At 68.2% G+C, this 8,762-nt stretch carries 7 protein-coding genes, 1 tRNA gene and 1 pseudogene; 3 read left to right on the top strand and 6 right to left on the bottom strand.

Going from position 1 to position 8,762, the window contains the following annotated elements; genetic code table 11:
- The 5 genes and pseudogenes from AX709_RS15565 to AX709_RS15545 all read right to left on the bottom strand — a co-directional run.
- Positions 1–457: pseudogene (locus AX709_RS15565) on the bottom strand (DNA polymerase III subunit delta'); the annotation flags it as partial.
- Positions 454–1,077 carry a dTMP kinase gene (gene tmk, locus AX709_RS15560; protein WP_066478703.1) on the bottom strand — a complete coding sequence of 208 codons (624 nt, stop codon included), beginning with the start codon at positions 1,075–1,077 and terminating at the stop codon, positions 454–456. The pseudogene AX709_RS15565 and the gene tmk, both read right to left, overlap by 4 nt.
- Positions 1,074–2,243 carry a D-alanyl-D-alanine carboxypeptidase family protein gene (locus AX709_RS15555; RefSeq protein ID WP_066478706.1) on the bottom strand — a complete coding sequence of 390 codons (1,170 nt, stop codon included), beginning with the start codon at positions 2,241–2,243 and terminating at the stop codon, positions 1,074–1,076. The genes tmk and AX709_RS15555 overlap by 4 nt, the downstream gene beginning before the upstream one ends.
- A gap of 30 nt (positions 2,244–2,273) precedes the next feature.
- Positions 2,274–3,086 (bottom strand): SPOR domain-containing protein, encoded by an 813-nt coding sequence (locus tag AX709_RS15550; RefSeq protein ID WP_066550671.1) that lies wholly within the window; start codon positions 3,084–3,086, stop codon positions 2,274–2,276.
- Positions 3,070–4,116, bottom strand: a complete 1,047-nt coding sequence (locus AX709_RS15545; RefSeq protein ID WP_066478711.1) for a lytic murein transglycosylase — start codon at positions 4,114–4,116, stop codon at positions 3,070–3,072. Before AX709_RS15545 ends, AX709_RS15550 begins: the two co-directional genes overlap by 17 nt.
- A 108-nt stretch (positions 4,117–4,224) precedes the next feature.
- On the opposite strand from AX709_RS15545, the gene AX709_RS15540 reads away from it, so the two are divergent.
- A tRNA-Ser gene (locus tag AX709_RS15540) sits at positions 4,225–4,314 on the top strand.
- 305 nt (positions 4,315–4,619) lie between these two features.
- A complete protein-coding gene (locus AX709_RS15535; RefSeq protein WP_066550669.1) occupies positions 4,620–5,633 on the top strand; it encodes a sugar kinase in 1,014 nt (337 codons plus the stop codon).
- 57 nt (positions 5,634–5,690) lie between these two features.
- Here AX709_RS15535 and AX709_RS15530 read toward each other — a convergent pair whose 3' ends face one another.
- The gene (locus AX709_RS15530) at positions 5,691–7,349 is read right to left on the bottom strand and encodes a ShlB/FhaC/HecB family hemolysin secretion/activation protein (RefSeq protein ID WP_066550667.1); all 1,659 of its coding nucleotides are present in this window, start codon (positions 7,347–7,349) and stop codon (positions 5,691–5,693) included.
- Positions 7,350–7,521: 172 nt separating this feature from the next.
- Here AX709_RS15530 and AX709_RS18760 point away from each other — a divergent pair.
- The coding region (locus AX709_RS18760) for a FecR family protein (RefSeq protein WP_197432042.1) at positions 7,522–8,762 on the top strand (1,241 nt) is incomplete at its 3' end.

Raw genomic sequence — 8,762 nt, 5'->3', positions numbered from 1 at the left:
GGCCCGGCGCATGGCTGACCAGGAGGAAAATCGTCCCCGTCGGCGGCTCCTCCAGATTCTTCAACAGCGCATTGGCGGCCGGACGCTCGAGGTCGTCGATCGCGTCGATGACGATCACGCGCACGGGCGACAAGGCCGGCTTGGTCGCCAGAACCGGCTGCAGCGCGCGGACCTGATCGATCCGGATGCTGCGTGCGATGTCCTGTTCGGGCTTCTCCGGATCCTTGGGGAGGCGCACCAGCTCGCGATAATCGGGGTGCGACCCCGCCGCGATCAGATCGTCGATATTGGGCAGCGGCGCCGCGCGGGTCAGGATGCGCCGCGCCGCCTCGCGCGCAAAGGCACCCTTCCCCACGCCCTGCGGCCCGGCGATCAGCCATGCGTGATGCGGCTTGCCCCCGGTCATCGCTGCGTCGAACGCCGCGATCGCGGCCGCATTCCCGCGCAGTGACGTCATGGCAGCAGGTCGGCGATCATGTCGATGATCGCGGCATGGACGATGTCGGGGGCATCGCCGGCGTCGATCCGGCGCACACGCGCAGGCTCCGCCGCGGCGATCCGGTCGAACCCGGCGGCGACCGCCCGATGAAAACCCGCGTCGCGCTCTGCAAAGCGGTCGATTGCCCCGCCGTCGCGCGCGCGCATCCGCGCCGTGCCGGTCGCCTGATCGACGTGGAGCAGCAGCGTGCGATCGGGCATCAAACCTCCCGACCCAAAGGCATGGAGCGCGAGGATATCGGCGTCGGCAATGCCCTGCGCACCCTGATAGGCGCGCGTGCTGTCGATGTACCGGTCACAGACCACCCAGCGTCCGGCCGCCAGCGCCGGTTGGATCAGCCGTTCGACATGGTCGGCGCGCGCGGCGGCGAACAACAGCGCCTCGCTGCGCCCGCTCCATCGCCCGACATCGCCCTGCATCAACAGCGCGCGGACCGCCTCCGCGCCCGCGCTGCCGCCCGGCTCGCGGGTCAGCACCGCGTCGATGCCGCGCGCGGCGAGCGCGTCGACCAGTAACCGGGCCTGGGTCGACTTGCCCGCCCCCTCCCCGCCTTCCAGCGTGATGAAGCGGCCGTTCAAGCGCCGAACAGCGACTTCAGCCCGGCCCAGGCGCGCCCGAAAAAGCCCGCCTCGCCCACATCGGCCTCGGCCACCAGCGGCAACGACTGCGGTGCCATGCCCGGCGCCTGCACGACCAGCTGCGCGATCTGCTGGCCCTTGCGGATCGGCGCCTTGATCGGGCCGTCATAGACCACCTTGGCGCTCAACTGCGGCGACAGGCCCGCCGGCAGCGTGACCGCCAAGTCGCGCGGCGCGACCAGCCCCACGGTCGACTCCGCGCCCAGCTGGACATCGGCGCTTTCCACCCGCCGCCCGGCCTTCACGATCGGGCGCGATTTCCACGCACCGAAACCCCATTCCATGAAGCGCACCGATTCCTCGATCCGCTGGTTGAAGCTGTTCAGCCCGGCGAGCACCATCACCAGCCGCCGGCCTTCCTGTTCGGCCGAACCGGTAAAGCCGTATCCGGCCTCTTCGGTATGCCCGGTCTTCAGCCCGTCGGCACCGCGCACGCGGCCCAGCAGGGGATCGCGATTGGCCTGCGTGATCGCATCGCCCTTGCCCAGCGTCTTGCCCCAGGTGAAGCTGTCCTTGCTGTAGAACTGCTTGTAGAGGCCCGGAAAATCCTGGATCGTCCGCGTGGCAAGCCGGGCGAGGTCGCGCGCGGTCACGAACGTCCTGCCCTCGTCGGGCCATCCGTTGGAATTGCCGAACTGGCTGTTGGCCAGGCCCAGTTCCTTCGCGCGCTGATTCATCAGGTTGACGAACGCTTCCTCGGTTCCGGCAATTCCCTCCGCCAGCACGACACAGGCGTCGTTGCCCGACAGGACGACGATGCCATAGAGCAGGTTCTCGACGCTCACCCGCTCGCCGGGCGACAGGAACATCGTCGATCCCGCTTCCGGCCCATGCCATTTGCGCCAGGTTTCCGGCCGCACCTCGATCATCTGGTCGAGCTTGATCTCGCCCTTCCTGATCAGGTCGAACGCGACATAGGCGGTCATCATCTTGGCCATCGACGCGGGCGGCATCCGCCGGTCGGCGTCCTTGGCATACAGCACCGCGCCCGAGGACAGGTCCTCCAGATATGCGACCGGGGCCGGGGTCTGGAAGGGCGGCGTCTGCGCGGTGGCAGGCGCCAGGGTAGCGAGCAGCGCGAGCGTGGCGAGCGACAATTTCTTCATGGCAATCGGGAACTCGAATGAAAGTGGACGTCAGGGCGCAGCGACGATCAGCGCGTCCTTGAACCCGCGCGCGACCGCCCGTTCGCGAGCTTTCGCAGCCGCCGCGCGATCAGGCAAGGGCCCGATTCGAACGAGATGAAGCTTGCCCGCCGCGACCACCTCACCGTCCAGCTCGCGCGCCACGCTGTCGGCCCTTTCGCGGATGGACAGCACGGCAACGCGCACGAAATAGCCGGTTCCCGCGGGAACCGCGACACGCGTCGGTTTCGCCACCGACCGTACGGGCGGGGTCGCCCGCCTGCGGGTCGGCGCGGTGACCGAAGGCGTCGGTGCCGATGCGGCCGGCTGGGCGCGCGCGGCCAGCGTCGCGCGCAGTCCGGCGAGCAAGGCGGGCGGTGAGTCGAGCCGCGCCGCTGCCTTGCCACCTGCCCGCAACGCCGCGCGATCGGCCGCCGAGGCCACCACCTTGCGCAGCCGCACCGCATCGCCAGCCGCGATGCCGAGCGCGTCGGCCAGCGCGGGGGAAATCGACGCGATCCGCCCGCGGTCCGCCGCGCCGGCCTGGACGATCGCCAGCACGTTGTGGCCGTTGGCAAGCGCGGTCACCTCGACCACGTCGCCTGCGGCGAGTGCGGGATGGACGATCCGCATCCCGGCCAGGTCGGACTGCACGCCGACGGGCCCGACCTCGTCATGGCGCGCGGCAGCACCTTCGCCCGAACTGCCGCGCGGTTTGTCCGCCGCGTCTGCCGGATAAAGCGTGGCGGGCGTGTCCTGCGCCGCCGCAGTGGCCGCGCCCAGCGACAGCAGCGCCGCCAACGTCAGGTCAACGCGCGACTTCATCGGCCAGCAACCCCACCGAAAGTGCATAGAAATTGGAGCAGTTATAATCGAGGATGACCCGGTAGTTGCCGGTCAGCAGATACGCGGTCTGCCCCGGTCCGTCGGGCTCCAGCAGGGTCGCCAGCACGTCGTCGGCGGGCCATGCGCCATTTTGCGGTACGATTCCCAGCGCCCGCCATTCCGCCATCGTCCGCCACCGGCTGTGCCGCTCATGCACGCGCGGGCAGCGCGGCGAGACGGTCGCGTTGCCCAGCGCGCCGCGGTCCAGCGTCGCCGGCACGTTCACCGCGACGCCCCAGGGCTGGCCCTTCCGCCAGCCCGCGTCGACGAGGTAATTGCCGATCGACGCGAGCGCGTCGGCTTCGCTGCGCCAGATATCGGCCGTGCCGTCGCCGTCGCCGTCGCGCGCCACGCGCAGGTAGATGGAAGGCAGGAACTGGGGATAGCCGGTTGCCCCGGCCCAGCTGCCCTTCAGCCGTTCGCGCGGGATGCCGCGATCGATCAGCTTGAGCGTCGCGATGAATTCGCCCGCGAACAGCTCGCGCCGCCGCCCCTCATAGGCCAGCGTCGCCAGCGCGCGCGGCAGGTCGAAATCGCCGGTATAGCCGCCATAATTGGTCTCATGCCCCCAGATCGCGACCATGATCGACTCGGGCACGCCAGTGTCGCGCTCGATCCCGGCAAGGCGCGCGCGATTGGCCTGATAGGCGACCCGCCCACGGCTGATCCGCGCCGCATCGACATGCCGCGCGCGATAGGGCGCAAATGCGGGGATCGCCGCAGTCGACCCGCCGCCGGGCTGCGCGCGGTCGAGCTCGATCACGCGCGGGTTGAGCGTCAGCGTGGGGAAGACCGCGTCGGCGGTTGCGCGCGACACCCCGGCGGCGGTCGCTTGCCCGCGCAGTTCCTCCAGGTAGCGCGCGAAGCCCGCATCGTCCTGCGCGGGCGCGGCCGGGCCCAGAACGAGCGTCGCCGCACCGACCGCGGCAAGCGTGAACGGGCGAAATGATGAACGCAGCTTTCTTAACATCCCGATACCCTGCCACAGCCCGCGCGCGCGATGAACCCCCGTTTGGCGCAGGGCGCGACATGCGGCTTGCGCGCGATCCGAAAGCCGATCAAATGGCCCCGTCGGGACGGATGGGTGGCCGAGTGGTTTAAGGCAGCGGTCTTGAAAACCGCCGTGGGTGCAAGCTCACCGTGGGTTCGAATCCCACCCCATCCGCCACATTTGAATCGGGCCGGTTCGCAAAAGGACAGTTACGCGGAATTACCCCCCGGACGTCCTGCTCAAACCTCGCATTCGATATCAATAAAAACATCCAAGTATCTATAACATAAAAACAAATTCTCCTCTCGACAGCCCTTTCAGGCCGGTCGCCTTTTGGTCGAGGCGGCGAAGTTCGGGATTGGACAGGTTTCCGGGCATTTCGTAGACGCGATTTGCCGATGGGATTGAACCGATAACCGCTTCGTTCAAATGTCAAATGGTGTCGGGGTGTGCGAACACGCCTGAAAAGGGGGAAAGCCTGCATGAGCGCCGGTCAGATCATTTGCTTCGGCGAGCTGCTGCTGCGGCTGGCCGCGCCGGGGCGGGAGCTGCTGATGCAGAGCGGCCGTTTCGATGTTGAGGTCGGCGGCGCGGAGGCAAATGTCGCGGTTGCGCTTGCCTGCCTGGGTCATGCCAGTGCGCTGATCAGCATCGTCCCCGACAATGCGCTGGGGCGCGGGGCCGTCTCCGCGGTGCGGGCCCGTGGCGTCGATTGCAGCCGGGTGTCCTGCGGGGACGGACGCATGGGTCTGTATTTCCTTTCGCCGGGCAGTGGCATGCGCCCGGCCGAGGTGATTTACGATCGCACCGCCTCCGCCTTTGCCGATGCGCCCGCCGATGCGTTCGACTGGCCCAGCCTGCTGACCGGCGCCGCGCGGCTGCACGTCTCCGGAATCACTGCGGCGCTTGGGCCGAACGCCGCGCAGGCCGCGATCGACGCTGTGACGTTCGCGCGATCGGCGGGAATCCCGGTATCGTTCGACTGCAACTATCGGTCAAAGCTTTGGGAACGCTGGACCAGCGATCCGCGCGCGACGCTGTCGACGCTCATTGCCGCGGCCGACATGCTGTTCGGAAATCACCGCGATGTCAGCCTGCTGCTCGACAAGCCATTCGACGGGAATGATCCCGACGGCCGCCGCCGTGCGGCGGAAGCGGCATTCGGCACGTTTCCCGGCCTCAGATACATCGCGTCGACCGCGCGCGAGGTCCAGACCAGCGACCGCCACGCCCTGTCCGCACGGATCGACACACCCGCGCAAGGCCACGAGACCGACGCGGTCGTGGTCGACGGCATCGTCGACCGGATCGGCGCGGGGGATGCGTTTGCGGCCGGCATCCTGCACGGCCTGCATTGCGGCCAGGACTTGCAGGGCATTGCCGCGTCGGGACTGGCGCTGGCCTGCCTGAAACACACCCTGCCCGGCGATGTGAGCCTGTTCGGGCGCGCCGATATCGCGCTGTTCCATTCAGGCGCGCGGGACGTCCGGCGCTAGGCGCGCGGTCGGGATGCGCGGCGGCCTCGCCCGGATGACGTCATCGCCCGGACACGCTCAGAAGGACCGCACAAGCCTGAAATTGATCTTCGGCGTGCGATCGCCGGTGTCATAACGTCGTCCGGTCAGCGGGGCGGCAACTTCAAGGCTTGCCCCGAATTTCGGGGTGATATCCGCCCTGATCCCGCCGCCGGCCGAGGCGAGCGAACCGCTGCCGAAGCCGCTGCGCAGGTTCGTCACCCTGCCCCCGTCGACAAAGGCGTAAAGCTGGGCCCGTCGTGCGATGCCGAATGGGCGGTCGATCGCGTAGCGCAATTCGGCCAGGCCCATCGCGCCCTGATCGCCGCTGCGTTCCGACCAGTCATATCCGCGCAGGAAACCGGTGCCGCCCAGCCCGATCTCGGCTGCGATGAGCAGGGGTTGCGACGAAAGCTGGGTCAGCGCCGCCAGCCTCACGCTCGCATTGCCGCCAAGGTCGCGCAACCAGTCGGTCCACAGGCTGACGGTGGTGTAGGTCGCATCCGCATCGCGCCGCGACGCCATCGGATCGCCGGCATCGGTCGCGCCGAAAAGGTCGAGGCCCTGCGACACGCTCGCGCTGATGCGCAACCGGCCGCCGGCGATGTCGCGATGGCCATAGATCGTGCCGCGCGCGGTGGCCATGCGATCGTCGCGAACCAGCTGGCCGGCGCGTGACTGCATCAGGTTACGGACACCGAATTCGCCTTCGAACCACAGACTTGTCGAGCGACGCCGCCACAGTGGATGAAGAATCGCACCGCCGACATACCAGCTGTGGCTGCGGATCCGGAACGGCTCGAGATAGGCACCGGGGCGTGCGCCCGATCCTGTCGCCGTGACCGACAATTCGGTGCCACTGCGGTTGATGCGCTTTTCATAGCGGATTCGGCCGAACTGCAGCTCGTTCGGCTCGATCGCGGTTCCCGACCAGGTCAGCGTCAGCGAATCGTCGGTGGCCAGCAGCGCATTGAAATCGACGTCGAGCGTCAGCTGTTCGGGGCCGATCGGCCGGGTCCCTTCGTTTGCGAACGTAAGCCGCCCGGCGATCCGGTCACGGACGACGCGCACGATCAAAATCCCTCGCCCGCCCTCGCGCACGAAGCGGCTGCTGCGAATCTGCACCCCGTCGACATCGCCGGCGATCAGCAAACGCCGTTCAAGCGCGCCGACATGCACCGGCGCGTCGCTGATCAGCGGGCTCAGCGCCGCGCGCACCGCCCGGTCCTCGGCACCGTCGAAGCGGATCTCCTCGATCCGCCCCTCGTCGACCTCGATGGTCAGCACGCCATTCTCGATCTGCTGGACGCCGATCCAGGCGGACGCGAACACCAGTCCCTGCGCACGGGCGCGTTCCGCGATGTCGGAAGCCAGCCGGGCAAGCGCGTCGGGGGTCAGCGTGCGCCCCACCCGCGTGGCGAGCAGGTCGGCGAAATCGGCCGGGGCCAGGCTGCGCAGCCCTTTTAGGGCGATCGCGCCCACCATCACCGCGCGACTTGACGGGGATGCCGCCGTTGCCGGCTGGTCCACATCGACCTGAACGGGTTCGCTTTCGGTGCGGGTGTCGGCCGGGGCGCGCTCCTCGCGCGTGGCGGGCGGCTGTACGCGGTCGAGCGCGTTCTGCCCGAAAGCAGGGGCTCCGAACGGAAGCGCAACGAAAAGGGCGAGCGCCAAGAGGGTGGTGCGGATCGTGGACATGGTCAATCTTCGACGCCGCAATAGCGTGCCAAGCGTTACAACTTCCTCAAGAGATCAGTGCGTTAACCAGGCATGAAAACGTCCGAGAAAGCCTCGCCCGATAAATGGCAAACTCCATACAAAGGTTTTGACCATGAATCGGTTCGCTCAGACCGCCGCAATTGCATTCCTGATGTCCGCCAGCCCGGCGGCATTGGCCCAAGGCAACGGCTGGACCATCAGCGAAGCATCCGGGCCGGTGACGATCCAGGACGCGGCCGGCAAGCACGCGGCGAAACGCGGCACGCCGGTCGCCGAAGGTGCCACCGTCGCGACTGGTGCGGGCGGACGCGTCGTGGTGGTGCGCGGCAAGGATTTCATGACCGTCAACGCCAACAGCCGCGTGCGCATCCCGCAAGCGACGGCGCAGCGCGGCGTCGTCGACGTGCTGCAGGACTGGGGCAACGCGATCTTCCAGATCGAGAAGAAGCCCAATCCGCATTTCGGCGTGCGCACCCCCTATCTCGCCGCGGTGGTGAAGGGCACGACCTTCTCCATCACCGTCACCGACCAGGGCTCTTCGCTTCAGGTCGTCGAAGGAGCCGTGGAAACCGCGACGAGCGACGGCGGCGCGCGCGAACTGATCCGCCCCGGCGTGGTGGCGATCGTGTCTGCCGCGGACCGGTTTCGACTGACCGTGCAGGGCCAGGATACGCGGACGATCGATTCGCCCCAGCGCAGTGCGCCGGGCGGGGCTGCGCCCACCCCGGCCGAGGCCGATGACGCCGCACAGATCGATTCCGACACCGACGGCCAGGTCGCTGTCACGACGCCCGCAAGCGTGGATAGCGCCGTCGAAATCGATCAGGTTCAGATGATCACCAGCCCGATCACGGCCACCGCAGCGGATCTCGGGAAGGTGACCAATGGCCTGGTCGGCGGTTCGACCGCGGTGCAGATCGCCAGTATCGAGGCAGCGACGATCCGCGCGGTGATTGCCGACGTGCGCGCCCCAACGGTTGATGACGGTGTGGCCAACAACCTGGACGGCAACGCCAGCGGCGATAACGGCGGCAACGGCGACGGAAGCGCTGCCGGCAATGACAACGGCAACGCCGGTGGCAATGACAACGGAAGCGCTGCCGGCAATGACAACGGCAACGCCGGTGGGACCGACAACGGCAATGCTGGCGGCAACGGCAACGGCAACGCCGGCGGGAGCGACAACGGTAACGCTGGTGGCAATGGCAACGGCAACGCCGGCGGGAACGGCAACGGCAACGCCGGTGGCAACGACAACGGCAACGCTGGCGGTAACGGCAACGGCAATGCCGGTGGGAACGACAATGGCAATGCTGGCGGCAACGGCAACGGCAATGCCGGTGGGAACGACAACGGCAACGCTGGCGGCAACGGCAACGGGAACGCCGGCGG

The sequence above is a fragment of the Sphingomonas sp. CCH15-F11 genome (assembly GCF_001557005.1).
Classification (GTDB): Bacteria; Pseudomonadota; Alphaproteobacteria; order Sphingomonadales; family Sphingomonadaceae; genus Sphingomonas.
The sequence above is the reverse complement of the archived record's forward strand: the minus strand, read 5'-3'. Positions and strand labels throughout refer to the sequence as shown.

Bases quoted from the DNA above. Each gene is read 5' to 3' on its own strand.
- AX709_RS15555 (WP_066478706.1), bottom strand. From the start codon at position 2,243: ATGAAGAAATTGTCGCTCGCCACGCTCGCGCTGCTCGCTACCCTGGCG.
- AX709_RS15550 (WP_066550671.1), bottom strand. From the start codon at position 3,086: ATGAAGTCGCGCGTTGACCTGACGTTGGCGGCGCTGCTGTCGCTGGGC.
- AX709_RS15545 (WP_066478711.1), bottom strand. From the start codon at position 4,116: ATGTTAAGAAAGCTGCGTTCATCATTTCGCCCGTTCACGCTTGCCGCG.
- AX709_RS15535 (WP_066550669.1), top strand. From the start codon at position 4,620: ATGAGCGCCGGTCAGATCATTTGCTTCGGCGAGCTGCTGCTGCGGCTG.
- AX709_RS15530 (WP_066550667.1), bottom strand. From the start codon at position 7,349: ATGTCCACGATCCGCACCACCCTCTTGGCGCTCGCCCTTTTCGTTGCG.